11 protein-coding genes are annotated in these 13,014 nt (G+C 69.2%); 2 read left to right on the top strand and 9 right to left on the bottom strand.

The window, feature by feature from the left end; all coding sequences use genetic code 11:
- Nucleotides 1–16: 16 nt before the first annotated feature.
- Both OK17_RS14770 and OK17_RS14765 read right to left on the bottom strand, forming a co-directional pair.
- The gene (locus tag OK17_RS14770) at nucleotides 17–1,150 is read right to left on the bottom strand and encodes a DNA polymerase IV (RefSeq protein WP_461417902.1); all 1,134 of its coding nucleotides are present in this window, start codon (nucleotides 1,148–1,150) and stop codon (nucleotides 17–19) included.
- Between the two features lie 53 nt (nucleotides 1,151–1,203).
- Nucleotides 1,204–1,941: a hypothetical protein gene (locus OK17_RS14765; RefSeq protein ID WP_461417901.1), complete on the bottom strand. Its 738-nt coding sequence runs from the start codon at nucleotides 1,939–1,941 to the stop codon at nucleotides 1,204–1,206.
- Nucleotides 1,942–2,201: 260 nt separating this feature from the next.
- Between OK17_RS14765 and OK17_RS14760 the strand changes: the two genes are divergently transcribed.
- Nucleotides 2,202–2,762, top strand: coding sequence for an Rv1733c family protein (locus OK17_RS14760; protein ID WP_232715834.1), 561 nt, complete (start codon nucleotides 2,202–2,204; stop codon nucleotides 2,760–2,762).
- A 20-nt stretch (nucleotides 2,763–2,782) separates the two neighbouring features.
- Here the strand turns inward: OK17_RS14760 and OK17_RS14755 are convergent, their stop codons facing one another.
- The gene (locus OK17_RS14755) at nucleotides 2,783–3,166 is read right to left on the bottom strand and encodes a PadR family transcriptional regulator (RefSeq protein ID WP_461417900.1); all 384 of its coding nucleotides are present in this window, start codon (nucleotides 3,164–3,166) and stop codon (nucleotides 2,783–2,785) included.
- Between the two features lie 156 nt (nucleotides 3,167–3,322).
- Complete coding sequence (gene ppsA, locus OK17_RS14750) at nucleotides 3,323–5,614, bottom strand: phosphoenolpyruvate synthase (RefSeq protein WP_461417899.1); 2,292 nt, start codon at nucleotides 5,612–5,614, stop codon at nucleotides 3,323–3,325.
- Nucleotides 5,615–5,763: 149 nt separating this feature from the next.
- On the opposite strand from ppsA, the gene OK17_RS14745 reads away from it, so the two are divergent.
- Complete coding sequence (locus OK17_RS14745; protein ID WP_461417898.1) at nucleotides 5,764–6,309, top strand: hypothetical protein; 546 nt, start codon at nucleotides 5,764–5,766, stop codon at nucleotides 6,307–6,309.
- A gap of 12 nt (nucleotides 6,310–6,321) precedes the next feature.
- Here the strand turns inward: OK17_RS14745 and OK17_RS14740 are convergent, their stop codons facing one another.
- From OK17_RS14740 to OK17_RS14720, 5 genes are all read right to left on the bottom strand, one after another.
- Nucleotides 6,322–6,861, bottom strand: a complete 540-nt coding sequence (locus tag OK17_RS14740; protein ID WP_461417897.1) for a flavodoxin domain-containing protein — start codon at nucleotides 6,859–6,861, stop codon at nucleotides 6,322–6,324.
- 13 nt (nucleotides 6,862–6,874) lie between these two features.
- Nucleotides 6,875–7,750 (bottom strand): universal stress protein, encoded by an 876-nt coding sequence (locus OK17_RS14735; RefSeq protein ID WP_232715829.1) that lies wholly within the window; start codon nucleotides 7,748–7,750, stop codon nucleotides 6,875–6,877.
- A 137-nt stretch (nucleotides 7,751–7,887) separates the two neighbouring features.
- Nucleotides 7,888–9,672 (bottom strand): Hsp70 family protein, encoded by a 1,785-nt coding sequence (locus tag OK17_RS14730; protein ID WP_461417896.1) that lies wholly within the window; start codon nucleotides 9,670–9,672, stop codon nucleotides 7,888–7,890.
- A 55-nt stretch (nucleotides 9,673–9,727) separates the two neighbouring features.
- Nucleotides 9,728–11,491 (bottom strand): dynamin family protein, encoded by a 1,764-nt coding sequence (locus tag OK17_RS14725; protein WP_461417903.1) that lies wholly within the window; start codon nucleotides 11,489–11,491, stop codon nucleotides 9,728–9,730.
- Between the two features lie 50 nt (nucleotides 11,492–11,541).
- Nucleotides 11,542–12,936 carry a GTPase gene (locus tag OK17_RS14720; protein WP_461417895.1) on the bottom strand — a complete coding sequence of 465 codons (1,395 nt, stop codon included), beginning with the start codon at nucleotides 12,934–12,936 and terminating at the stop codon, nucleotides 11,542–11,544.
- Between the last annotated feature and the right edge of the window lie 78 nt (nucleotides 12,937–13,014).

The raw sequence follows: 13,014 nt of genomic DNA, 5'->3' as shown, positions 1-13,014 counted from the left end.
CAAGCTCCTCGCCTACTCAACCGGCGGGGGCCTCCTCATCGGTCACCAGATCAAGGCGGACACCGAGGAGGCGGACCGGACGGTCGATGTCGAACTTGGTGAGCAGGTCGGCGACCACCGCTTCGAGCTGATCGAAGTCGAGACTCGGCGCGGGGAGTTTTCGAGATTTGGTGCGCGTGTAGAAGGTCGTGGTCCGGACGGTCACCGCGACGCGGAACGGTAGGCGTTCCTCGGCGACGACCTGATCGAGCAGCTCACGCAGCAGTTCGGCGGCCGCGGTGCGCATCTCGGACGGTTCCGAGATGTCGGTGGCGAAGGTCCGCGACTTGGAGTGCGACCGGGCGAGCCACGGTTCGGCGGTGATCGTCGAATCACCACCGCCGCGGCACAGGACGTACAGCCAATTCCCCTGGTGCGGACCGAAGGTGGCGATCAGGTCGTCGCGGGGTGTCGCGATGAGGTCGTTGACGGTCTCGACACCGTTGGCGGCGAGTTTGGCCGAGGTCTTCGGCCCGACACTCCACAGGTCGCGAGTCGGCCTCTGACCCATCAGGTCCAGCCAGTTGCGGTCGTCGAGCAGGAACACGCGTGGCGCGCCGACGCCGTCGTCGGGTGCGGCTCCGGGCGGCCGCTTGGCGAAACCGGTGGCCATCTTCGCGCGCTGCTTGTTGTCGCTGATACCAACGCAGCTGGTCAGGCCGCACCGTTCGAGGATCTTCTGCCGTACCCGTTCGGCGAAGTCGACGATGGCGGCGTCGTCGAACGGGTCGACCTCGGCGCCCCGCACGCTGACGCCGAGGTACGCCTCGTCCCAGCCCCACACCTCGACGGGGTGACCGGTTCCGCGCAGCACGTCCATGACGTCGGCCGAGGCAGCGTCGTACGCTCCCATGTCCAGGGGAAGGTACACCGCGTCGGGCAACTTCTTGTATGCGGCACGCAGCGGCATCCCGGCCCGCACGCCGACATCCCGCGCCTCATAGGACGCGCAGGTCACGACCTTGCGGGCCTCGGTCGGGTCGCCGTTGCCCCCGACGATGACCGGGACACCGACGAGCTCCGGACTGCGCAGTCGCTCGACCGAGACCTGGAACTGGTCGAGGTCGACGTGCAACAGCCAGCGGTAGCGTTGCGAAACCGACGTGGTCACCCCGCCAGGGTAACCACGGACCGGCGCTCAGACGGTGCGGTCAGACGGCGGCGTCAGCCGACGATACGGGCGTCGATCTCGCCGAGTCCAACGCTCCGGCACGACGAACGCAGCGAATGCGGGTTGTACCGCAGCACCGACAATCCGCGCTGGGTCTCCGTCGACCAGCCGGCGAATGACGCACTGGCCTCACAGATGTACCCGGTCAGCTCCGTGGTCGACGCCTCATCGAAAGCGGCCACCGCGTGGACGAGCACCTTCTCGAGCAGCGCCCGGTCGCGGTGCAGCGGCGGCGGCACGAGATTGAGTGACGGAGAAGCGGTTCCGCAGTTCGTCGGATCGGTCAGCGCATGCACCGCGACGAGCAGGAAGGCCAGCGAGACGATCGCCCGCGAGGCGGGATCCCCGAGGCGACCCGGATGCGACTGGATGATGTGGCACACCTGCACCGGGCGCGGCGGGGTGACGCCGACAGCCTCGGCCCGGCTGGGCTCGAGGAGCCCCAGCGCGGCCAGGGCTTCTTTATGTGCAGACGAGATGGATTCGGCGGCAAGCGCATCCGTATGCATCCGCCGCAACTGCGAGACGATCGCCTGATGGCGTCGCGCCGCGTCGTCGATCTCCCGGACCAGATGTTCGGTCAGTCCGAAAGTGGACGAGTAATGGGTCAGCGCCTGATATCCGGCCAACACGATGTGCTGCTCGATGGCGATGGCTTCGGCGATTGCCGACGGTTCGAGAAATTTTCTGGTGCTGCGCTTGGATGCGCGCGCCGAGAGAGTACTGGTCAACTGAGCCCTCCACACACGTAGACCACAAATGCTCCGGTGTGGAATCTGCCCACCCCGGTGTTGACCCCCTACGCTTCGAGCACCCCCTTCGATGCCGTTAACGAAGCGCACGATCACCATAGCTCGAATTACGGAAAAGTGTGAGTCGATCGACTGAAGGCCGAAAAAGGTGTCGCGGACAATCCGCGACGGAAGACCCTTCCCTTCGCGCGGCGGACGGGTTTCACTCGATGAAGAGGGCTTCGACGGAGGGACTCTTCATGCTGCGCTTCCTCTCCCGCGAGTTGCACAGCTGGCGGCTCATGCACGCCTCGTCGAACCGGCTCGTCAGACCGATGGACCGGGTGGAATCACTCGTGCTCGTGGCGCTGCTCGTGTCCGCGCTGGCGGGCGTGCTCGTCGCCCTGACCATCGGCGGCAACACGTACGCCGCGCACAAAGCGGTCGCGGAGGTTCAGGGACCGCGGCAGTCGGTGAGTGCGACCGTCATCGCGACACCGCGGCAGGACGGCGATCCGACGGTCGTCGCGTGGCGGCGGCCCGACGGCGCCCGCCTGACCGCCGAGGTGGACGCCGAGCGGCACGACCGCGTGGGCCGGGTCCGCATCATCTGGCTCGACGACGAGCAGCACGTCACAGACCCGCCGGTCACCCACACCGATGCCGTCGTCGAGGGTGTCATGGCCGGGCTTGGCGTCGTGATGCTGACCGCGATGGGCTGGTGGGGGCTGGTCCTGCTCGTCCGGGCGGCCGCCGACCGGCATCGGATGCGGCGGTGGGAGGCCGAGTGGCGCGAGTTCGACATCGACAGCCATCGGTGAGATCCTCTCGAACCTGCTGCTCAGCCGTCCTCGGCGTCCTCGAGGTCCCGCGTCGACAACCAGGCCTGCGAGTCGTCGATGCCGACATGCGGCGGCAACGGAGGTAGGCGGGTCCCGAACACCTCGTGCGTGAGTTTGCTCAGGGCGCGACATTCCTGCGCCCAGGACATCCGGCCGGCCGGGGTGGTCTCGTAGGTTCGACGCCCCGGATACCCCGCCGGCGCCTCACAGATGCCGACGAGCCCGCGCCCGACGAGTTCGTCGAGCACCGACCGGAGCTCGCCGGGCTGGAGGCGATAACCGCGGCGCTGGAGTTCGTCGAGTATCCGATGGTCTGACGCGTCTTCGTTCAGGCCGATACCCAGGATGTGGACACGAATGGCGGCGCGCTCAACAGCTCTCATCTGCCATCCTCCCTTCACTCAGGAGACCGCCGCGCGGGGCAGACGAAGATCGGGCACGTCGGCCTGCTCACGCGCCGGTGAGGTCCACGATCCTCCTCGAGATCCGCGGACAACAGGGTCGCAATGCCCAGAACTGCAGGAACCACCCGCCGAGGCCTACCGTCCGGGTCGGTCGAGGACCGCCTCGACGAGCAGTCGCTGTTCGGCGCGGGCGACGTGTAGCCGGGTGGTTGCGATGGCGTCGGGATTGACCGACACCGAGGTGATCCCCATCCGCACGAGGCGTTCGGCGAAGTCCGGGTTGGTCGACGGTGCCTGCCCGCACAGCGACGAGGTGATGCCGCAGCGGCGGGCGGTGGAGATGATCGTCGCGATCGCGTCGAGGACGGCCGGGTCGCTGCCGGCGAACAGTTCGGCGCAGGATTCGGAGTCGCGGTCGACGCCGAGGATCAGCTGGGTGAGGTCGTTGCTGCCGATCGACACCCCGTCGATGCCGGCCTGTACGTATTCGGGGAGCCAGTACATCACCGACGGCACCTCGGCCATCACCCAGCGATGTAGGCCGCGCTGTCGACCGAGTGGACTCTCGTCGATGAGTTCCAGGCAGCGTTCGAGTTCCCAGCGGGTCCGGACGAAGGGCAGCATCACGTGCAGGTTGGGGTGCGTCTCCCGGGCCCGCGCGAGGGCCGTGAGTTCGAGCCGGAAGACCTCGGGTTCCGAGACATACCGGTAGCAGCCGCGGAAACCGATCATCGGGTTGCGTTCCTCGGGTTCGAACTCCGCTCCGCCCTCGAGTCCGCGGAACTCGTTGGTGCGCAGGTCGGTTGTCCGGTACACCACCGGTCGGGTACCGAACGGTCCCGCGATGCGTCCCAGTACTTCTGCCATGGCCGAGACGGCCGCCTCGGCCTCGCCGGCGGCGATGACCGCGCGCGGGTGCCGCCCCGACAACGCCTCGGTGAGCATGAACTCGGCTCGGAGCAGACCCACGCCGTCGACGTCGGTCGCGCCGACCTCGGCGGCGTGCTCGGGCGACCCGAGGTTGACGTAGACCTTGGTCGCCGTCACCACGGCCGGCTGCCCCTGCGTCGGGGACGATGCCGGGGCCTCGGACACCGTGGCCCGCTGCGGGGCGACACGACCGGACCTGACCTCGCCGGAGCCACCGTCGACCGTCACCACCGATCCGGCCGTGAGAACCTTGGTGCCCGTTCGGGTTCCGACGATGCACGGGACCCCGACCTCGCGGGCGACGATCGCCGCGTGACAGGTGATGCCGCCACGGTCGGTGACCACGGCCGAGGCGCGCCGGATGGTCGGCAGCCAGTCGGGGTCGGTCATCGGCGCGACGAGCACCTCGCCGTCGACGAGTTCGTGTCCGTCGCGCGGGGAATGCAGGATGCGGACCTCGCCGCTCGCGATGCCCGGGGCGGCCGCGAGACCGCGCACCAGGACCGGCTTCGGCGACTCGTCCGGGGTGTCCACGCCGGTGGTGATCGGCCGGGACTGGACGATCCAGATCCGGTGCTGGGAATCGATCGCCCACTCCATGTCCTGCGGGCGCGCATAGTGCCGTTCGGCTCGCAGGGCCATCCGCGCGATCGTCTGCACGGTCGTGGTGTCGATGACCGGCGTCGTCCTCCCCGGCGCCACCGGCTCGCGGCGGTCGTGACCGTCGTTGCCCCGCACGATCCGGAACTCCTGGTTGCCCATGCTGGTCTCGAGCACCGAACAGTCCGACCTCGCCACCAGGAAGGTGTCGGGGGTGACCGCACCGGACACCACCGCTTCACCGAGTCCCTCGACGGCCTCGACGACGAGATGGTCGGGATCGCCGGTGACGGGGTCGGCGGTGAAGACGATCCCAGCGACCTCCGACGCCACCATCTTCTGCACCACCACCGCCATGAGCGGATCCGAGGACAGACCCTTCTCGGCTCGATAGGAGACGACCCGCGGGGAGAACAGCGACGCCCAGCACCGCACGATCGCGCCCAGGAGTTCTTCGGCGGAACCGACATTGGTGAACGACGCGTTCATGCCCGCGAACGATGCGTCCTTGCCGTCCTCCCCGACCGCCGACGACCGCACCGCCACGTTGGCGCCGGACCCGTCGGAGTCGGTGTCGAGGTTCCGATATGCGGCGAGCACCTCGTCGACGACCCGCGGGGTGATGCCGACCTTGGTCACCATCTCGGCCATCCGGTGGCTCAGGTCGGCGAGCCGGGCATCGTCACCGACCGCCGACAGGGCCTCGCGGTGGGTGGCGGCCAGGTCGTCGTACACCCCGCCGTCGCGCATCGACTCCGCGAACGCGTCGGCGGTCAGCGCGAAGCCGTCGGGTACCGGCAGCCCGGCCTTGATGAGTTCGCCCAGGTTCGCGGCTTTGCCGCCGACCACCATCATCTGCTCGAGTCCCAGCTCGGCGAAGGTCAGTACGTGCCTCATACGCTCACGATTCTCTTCTCGCGACGCGAGCCCTAGTGACCAACGGCGACGACCGCGATGACCAAGGTCTCTTCGTCGAGGTGCGTTCGTGGCGTCGAATGACTGTGTCGGGTCCCCGCGGAGACGTCGACGAGAAAACGGTGCAGAAGATGTCCACCCCACAACCGCTCCCGTGGCCGCAGGCGCTCGCCGCCTTCGGACGGTGTCTGGTGGACGTCGCACGATCGCTACGGCAGCGACGACTGCATCAGCCGTCGACGAACCTCGGTCGGGTCATCGCCTTCGCCGACGGAACACGGGCCACCGTCTACCGGGAGACCGTCCGCAGCAACGGCCCGGTCACCGAACCGGTCACGCTCGTCGTCGCGTTCCGGTTGCGCTGGGTGGGCGGCAACCGGTTCGTGCATCGGTTGTTCCGGCTCGAAAGCGTCTGCAACACCGTCTTGTTCGCCGGTTTCGACGGATTCGTGTCGAAGCTGTGGATGACGGCCGACGCCGATCACGTGTACCGGGGCGTCTACGAGTGGGACGGTTACGACAGCGCGGTCGACTACGTGCGTGCTCTCTGGTGGCCGCTCATGGTCGTGAGTCGACGGGACTCCATCCGGTTCCACGTCGTCGGCGACAGCACGCGGGAATCGCTGTTGGACGGAGCGCACGGCGGACCAGACGGGTCGTGGTGGCGACCCGTCTGATCCGACCCTGCCTCACCGGTCGTCGTCGACGACCTGTCGGGTCCACCGATCGATGTCGTCCCAGTCGCGCGCATCACCGTAGCGACCGCCCATGAGGCGGAACAGGATTCGTCCGAATCCCCGCCAGTACCCCTTGCCGATGGCACCGGCGAAGGCCCGATGGGAACGCAGGAGTCCCTTCTCCTCGATCTCCGCGACGGCGCGCGGCAGCGGCGTATGCGATCGGAGGAAGCCGGCCACCCGGGGCGACAGGAAGGTGGAGGTCGCTCCGACGGAGCAAACCGAGAACGCCCACACGGGGCCGTCGCGTTCGTTCGCCACCATCTCGGCGAACCGCTCGGCGGCGGGCAGCCACTGCGCGTTGTGGATCGCGCTGCCGATGACGAGATGGTCGGCGCCAAGGGCGGTGTGGTCCTGCGGACCGTCGGCGGTGAGGTCGCACAATTGAACCGTCGCGCCACCGGCACGCAGGCCGTCGGCGATCCTGTCCGCGATCTCCTCCGTCGATCCGTGCGCACTCGCGTAGGCGACCACGGTGCGCTTCGCCGTCACCACGGTCTCCGCGTCAGGGGGCGGTGTGGGTGACCATCACCGGGCACTGCGCGACCTGCAGGACCGCCCGGCTGGTCGATCCCAGCAGGAGACCGCGGATTCCGCCGCGGCCACGCGTGCCCACGACGACCAGCTGGGCGGTCTCTGCGGCATCGACGAGAGCATCTGCGGGCGAACCGATCTCGACACGTCGTTCGATCTTGACGTCCGGGTAATCCTCCGGATAGCCGGCGAGTTGTTCGCCCAGCAACTCCTCCCCCTCATCCCGGAGCTGGCGGATGATCTGGTGCTGGTCGCCGTAGAACGCGGTGCCGGAGAATCCGCCGAACGTGTGCACCGCGAGCAGAGACGTCTGCAGCAGGTCGGCCTGTCGGAAGGCGTGGCCGATGGCGGCGGTGGAGGTCGGCGAACCGTCGACGCCGACGACCACCGGCCCGGCGGTGGGTGGTGGGCCGCCCACGACGACGACCGGGCATTCGGCATGGATTGCCGCGTCGTTGCTCACGGAACCGAGCAGCAGCCCACGGACGCCACCGACGCCGCGACGGCCCACGACCAAGAGGTGCGCCTGGCCGGATGCGTGTCGGAGCGCGAGCAACGGTGAACCGCCGACCACCTTGCCGTCGACCGGCACGTCGGGGGCAGTCTCCTTCGCCACCGCCGTCCCGGACTCCACCGCGCGCCGGGCGTCGGACTGCATCGCCTCGATGACGACATCCGACGTCATCATCGCGGTCGGCGCGTACGCCCCCGGGATGATGCCGACCGCGGACAGCACACGCAGCGGACGCTTCTCGCGGGAGGCGGCCGCCGCAGCCCAGCGGACGGCCATCAGTGCACAGTCGGAGCCGTCGACTCCGACGACGATCGGTGCGGTCGAATCGGTCATGGTGAACTCCTTCGTACGGCGACGACGCCAACACCTCCGGCACCTCCCATCGTCGTCGCGGAGCCCGCGTCGAACGTGAGTCGAAGGTCATCGCGGCCGATCCGAAGGTCCCGCCGCCGTGAGGGTCCGGGGCGCCGTCAGCCGGAGGCGAAGCTCCAGATGAGAAGTGCGATCCACGCGATGGTGCCGAGGATGTTCACGCCGAGTGCCGTCATCAGCAGGGGACCGCGGGGCCCCTCCGCCCGGTTGAGACCGATCACGGTGACTGCCATGCCGACGATCGTGCCGAGGCAGATCGGGAATCCGAGGATGCCGAGGATCAGTCCGGCCAGGCCGTAGGTGTTGATACCCGACGACGACGCCGGAACAGGTTGCGCCGCGGCCGGACTCACCGGCGGATAACCGGGCGCATACGCCGGCTGGGGTTGGGCGTACCTCGGCTGCGGTGGCGCATACACCGGTTGGGGCGGTACCACCGGTGGCGCGGCGGTGATGCCGGCCGGGGCACGGTGGAGCTGCGACCACTGTTCGGGCCGGAGGTCGGCCGGACCGACGGCGCCGAAGACGACGCCCGGCTGTGCGACGACGCCGGGACGCAGGTCGAGTCCGTGCAGGGTGCCCGCCACCGGGGCATCGAGCGTCAACCGGCCCGACGGCGAGTCGAGCGTGGCGAGCGGCTCCCCCGCGCGCACGACCTGACCGCTGCGGGCCAGGACACCGGAGATGACGGCACCCGACGGGACGGTCGGAAACGCGATCCGGCGGGCGGAGGCATCGACCGTCGCCGGCGTCGGCGGATCGGCGGGACTGGCCGCGTACTGCTGGGCACCCGCGGCGTCGTGGACGTCGACGTTGGTCGATCGCAGCAGGCCGCCCTGGGCGACGACGACCTTGGGGTCGCCGATCCGGGCGACACGCCCCACCGACGACAAGGCCGACTGAAGCATCGGGATGCTGCTGGTCCCGCCGGTCACGTAGACGATGACCGGCCCCTTCGGTCCGGTACCGGCGGCGTCGGCGCGGGCGATGGCGTCGCGGGTCAGTTCGACGGCGCGGTCCACGAACGGCGCGATCATCGACTCGAACTCGCGGCGGGTCAGCAGCAGCGTGTGCCGGGTGCCGGGCAGTTCGATGACGGCCTGCGCGGTGTCGGAGAGGGCTTCCTTGGCCGAACGGACATGGTCGGCGAGGGCGATGGCGGCAGCCGGGGCGCGGAGGCGGGCGGGGAGTTCGGGGTCGATCTCGGCGGCCTCCTCGAGCACCCACCGCGTCATGCGGGCATCGAGGTCGCGGCCTCCGAGGTGGTTGTCACCGCCGGACCCGGTGACGGTGAAACCGTCGGCCCCGGCGCGGATGAGGACGGCGACATCGCAGGTGCCGGCGCCGAAGTCGAAGACGCACATCCGCTCGCCGCCCGTGACGTCGTGGCCGCGGTAGACGTAATACCAAGCGGCGGCCAGGGATTCCGAGGCGATGCGCAGCCGGTCGGCGGAGATGCCCGCGCGCTCGGCGGCGCGTCGGAGCACACCTTTGCGGCGTTCGCTCCACTTGTCGGGGTGGGTCAGGATGATCGAGTCGAACTCCGGAAGTCCGCTGTGGCGCAGTGCGGTCCGGTGCACGTGCCGCAGGACCGCGCCGATGAGGTCCTCGACCGGCCAGAACCGGTCGCCGAGTTCGATCTCGCCCTCGTCGATCCGCGACTTCGGGGAGTCCTCGTAGGCGTCGGGCGCCTGTACGCGGCGATGCACGGCGTCGTGCCCGACGACGATCCCGCGGTCGTCGGCGAACACCGCGGACGGCATCGCGGGACCGCCGGCCCCCAGGGGCACGATGACGGGTTCGGCCAGTCCGACGCGGTATGCGGCCGCCGTGTTGCTGGTACCGAAGTCGATGCAGAGTCGACGGCGGCTCTCCTGTGTCACCTGACCACCTCCCACCATCTGCCCTGGGGCACATGGCTACACAATCGACCGGTGTTCATCCGGTGGGCGCCCGAAGGACTCGGGCGATCGCTTTGCGGACGTTGTCGACCGCCACGATCTGGGTGCGCAGATCGGCGGCGGTCTTCTCCCGGTCGGCAGCCGACTTCTTGGCCTCGACCGCGGCGTCGTTGATGATCTTCGTCGACTCGGCGAGGAGTCGTTCGAGCAGTTCGTCGTAGGCGATCTGCAGGTCGGCGCTCGCATCGGACTTGATCGACTGCAGCTGCGACCGCACGTCGGCCTTCATGTCGTTGACCGCCTTGGTCAGCCACTTTCGGTGGTTCTCCTTGCCGACCTTCGACGCCCGGAAACCGACCACCACACCGGCCCACACCGGCACGGCCACCACGTTGACCACCGGGATGATGGCCAGCGGGCCACCGGCGGCGACGATCGACAGCAGCACCGGGTCGACCATGTTCTTCCACGGCGAGATCCCCTCCTGCTCACGCAGCTTGAGGTCGGACACGTTGCCGGAGATCCGGTCGACGAGCTCGCCGGAGATGGTGGCGTCGGCGAAGAGACGGTCGGCGATCCGCTCGATCCCGGCGACGAAGAATGCGCTGACCTCGCGGGCTGCGGCCTCGAGGTCGACGGTCATCTGTCCGATCAGTTCCTGTCCGGCGCGGTGGGGTTCGTAGAAGCGGAGCTTGTCGATGCGCGTCGACCATTGGCCGAGGAGTTTGTCGAAGCGGTCGCGGATCAGGTCCTCGGTCTGCAACGACGCGGCGGTGATGTCCTGGTTGAGCCGGGCGCGCCACTCGCGTCGTCGATCCTTGAGGCGCTGCAGGCGATCTCGTTCGGCCTCGATGTCGGCGCGTTCGGCGGGGGTCGCGGTGGCGGCCTTCATTTCCAGGACGAGGCGTTTGCGCACATCGTCGAGGCCGGCGAAGGCCAGTTGCAGCGCATTGCGTTCCGGCGACGCCGCGCCGTCGGCGACGAGCGGGGTGAGTGCGTCGACGAGTTCGGGGATGCCCGACGCGGCGAGGGCGCGGTCGCGGCGCTCGGGGTCGGTGATGGCGGCGGCCTGTTCGGCGATGCGGTTGGAGACGCCGATGATCGGGATATGTGCGAAGCGAGGGGCGTTGGCGCCGATCAGTTTCCGGTTCTCGGCGACGATGGTGCGCCACTGTCGCATCACCAGATCGGTCTTGGTGACCACCAGGACCACCGAGGCGACCTCCTCGCTGACGCTGGACAGGAACGCGAGTTCGGGGGCCGACAGCGGTGCCGTCGCATCACACACCATGACGAGGACCGACGCGCCGCGGGCCGCGCTCACCGCGGCTTCGACATGTTCGGGAACCAGTGACCCGACGCCCGGGGTGTCGACGATGGTGACTCCTGGGAGCAGGGACGAGTCGACGGCGACGCGCGCCGAAACAGGCGGAACGAGAACGGAATCGACTGCGGCGCCGGGTGCGAGGCGTTCGGCTGGGACACCCGCGGCGTAGTGGGCGCCGACGGTGATCCAGTCGGCGAGGTCGGCGACCGGGATGCGGTGGGTGGCACCGGGGAACTCGATGAGCGCCGAGCCGACGGGCAGATCCTCGGTCGCGGGGGTGAACCGGACGTAGACCGAGGTGGTGATCTCGGTGTCGACCGGTGCCAGTCCACTCACGCCGACGAGGGTGTTGACCAGGGAGCTCTTGCCGCGGCTGACCTCGCCGATCACCACAACGGTGCCCTGCGGTGCGGGCCGGTCCCGCACGCGGAGAGCGCGGTCGGCGATGGCGTCCTCGCCGTGCTTGCGCAGCATGTCCACGGCGGCCCGCAGCGTGGCGTCGGGGGTGGGGGCAACCGACTTGTTCACGCGGTCCACCGCCCACGGCGCACCAGCTGATAGGTCTGTTCGAGCACCAGCAACGCCTCCTTCTCGGCCGACGTCGCGGCGAAGGCGCGTCGCGTGCGGCAGTCGGTGGCGCGCGCCTTCGCAGCGTCGGCGATCTGCGGTGGCGCGGCGCCGGGCGGCAGCGACAACAGCAGGCGCACATCGCGACTCGCGACGACGAGGTTCAGCTCGCCGATGAGGTCGCTGTCGGGTTGCCAGCGGGCGAGCGCCTCCAGGGCGGCGACCTCGCGCAGCCGGTGCAACTCGGGAGCGGTCTCGGCCTCCTCGATCGCCTCCAGGAAGACGTCGCGTCGTGCACTGCGATAGGCGGCCTCGCGGAGTTCGGCGAGTACGGTGCGGGCCTTGAGGATGTCACCGGCCGCGAGGAAGCGACGGCCGATCGCGAGGCGCAGTTCGTCGATCCCCGAGACCCGGTGCAGCCATTCGCAATACGCACGCGCACCCTGGCGAGCAGCGTCGGCCCCGGCGTCCATCGCGTAGGTACCGACCAGCTCTTCGAGCCGGCCCAGCAGGTCGACGTCGAGCCCCGGAGGTGGCGGCGCGGCGCCGTCGAGGATGGTCAGCAGCTCCCAGGATTCGAGGAGTCCGCGTCGAGAGATCTGCGCCGTCTCGCGTTCGGTGACCCCGCAGACCCCGGCCTCGGCCATCAGTCCCGACACCGCGACCACGGCACCCGCGATCGCCGGGAACCGCCGCCAGACGCGTCGGGCGATCTCCTGCGCCTTGAGCATCGGGTTGTCGGCGGCGATGAGATCGGCATGGGAGATGACCAGGATCGTGTTCTGCGCCGACGCCCCGGCGTCGGAGAGGAATTGCACCTCGTCGGCCTTGGGGCCCGCGGCGTCGTCGAGGAGGAACAGGATGACGTCGGGTCGCGGGAGGCGGCCCTCGCCGGAGAAGACACGGCGGGTGGCGATCTCGGCGGTGTCGGTGAAGCCCGACAGCCCGGGGGTGTCGATGACGCGGAACCGCTCGCGGAGCAGGCGGGACGGGGTGTACACGACGGCGTGGTCGATGTCTTCGGGTTTGCGCCCGAGGTCGCCGCGCATGGTTCCGGGGATCTCGGTGACGGTGCCGTCGAGGCCGACGACCTCGACGCGCTGCGGATTGCCCTCGGTGTAGAGCGCGGCGACCTTGGTGCACTCGGCGCGATCGGTGGGTGCGACGCGGTCGCCGACCAGTGCGTTCAGCAGCGTCGACTTGCCGGCGCTGACACGTCCGACGAGCGCGACGGTCAGCGGGTCCGCCAGTTGCGCACGCAGGGAACTGACGAGCGTGGGATCGGGTGCGAGCGGGGCGACCTCGTCGAGCAACTGCTCCACGCGACCCCGCACGGTCAGGTGTTGCTCCACTGATCGGTCCTCCAGTTCACGAACATCGCCGCGTGATGTTGCGTCGTATCCTCGGCGCCGGGAACATTTCCGCGTCGT

The sequence above is a fragment of the Gordonia sp. GN26 genome (genome assembly GCF_054823965.1).
The sequence above is the reverse complement of the archived record's forward strand: the minus strand, read 5'-3'. Positions and strand labels throughout refer to the sequence as shown.

What these genes read in the sequence shown, in the direction of transcription:
- OK17_RS14760 (WP_232715834.1), top strand. Translation starts at nt 2,202, where the DNA reads ATGCTGCGCTTCCTCTCCCGCGAGTTGCACAGCTGGCGGCTCATGCAC.
- OK17_RS14735 (WP_232715829.1), bottom strand. Translation starts at nt 7,750, where the DNA reads ATGACCGATTCGACCGCACCGATCGTCGTCGGAGTCGACGGCTCCGAC.
- OK17_RS14755 (WP_461417900.1), bottom strand. Translation starts at nt 3,166, where the DNA reads ATGAGAGCTGTTGAGCGCGCCGCCATTCGTGTCCACATCCTGGGTATC.
- OK17_RS14745 (WP_461417898.1), top strand. Translation starts at nt 5,764, where the DNA reads ATGTCCACCCCACAACCGCTCCCGTGGCCGCAGGCGCTCGCCGCCTTC.
- ppsA (WP_461417899.1), bottom strand. Translation starts at nt 5,614, where the DNA reads ATGAGGCACGTACTGACCTTCGCCGAGCTGGGACTCGAGCAGATGATG.
- OK17_RS14725 (WP_461417903.1), bottom strand. Translation starts at nt 11,491, where the DNA reads ATGCTGCGCAAGCACGGCGAGGACGCCATCGCCGACCGCGCTCTCCGC.